Here is a 486-nt window from a genome sequence, read left to right as displayed (position 1 = left end):
GTCCTTTCCACCCCGATGCCTCCAGCTCCAGGAATTCGTCGAAAGCACGACGTGCGTCGTCAGGCGCGCGATGACAGACAACTTCCAACTTCCCTCGCTCACTAAGGCGGCGCCTGTATCGGCGAAGGTCGCTTCGTCGTTGCGCTGGCAGCGAATTTTTCAGGTAGCTCATGCTGTCCAGGCTGGACTGCAGTTTTGGACGGCTCAGGCGCCTGCGGACGATTACGGCAGCACCGCGATCGTTAAGAGCCTTGTCGAGGACGTGGCTCATCGGACCATCCACCGTGAACTCATTGGCATTTAGGACTTTCGGCAGGGCTGGGTCGGCCGCAACTGCTTCGAACATCGCCTCAAGGGCTTCGGACATGTACCTGGAGTCGATGACCGGCGTGCTCAGGGCCATTTGGCCATCGACAGGGCTTACCAGTACGCGAATGGGCAATTTTTTCGATAGGCGGCCCAAAGCCACCACCCAGGCGCCGATGA

At 59.5% G+C, this 486-nt stretch carries 1 protein-coding gene; it reads right to left on the bottom strand.

Annotated features, from left to right (window positions below; genetic code table 11):
* Positions 1-486 (bottom strand): GNAT family N-acetyltransferase (locus tag AC2JF9_RS08595; RefSeq protein ID WP_500726933.1); only part of this gene is annotated, 486 nt, incomplete at both ends.

Source organism: Lactobacillus sp. C449L, assembly GCF_059900815.1.
Note: the sequence above shows the minus strand (reverse complement) of the source record. Positions and strands in the feature narration are given on the sequence as shown.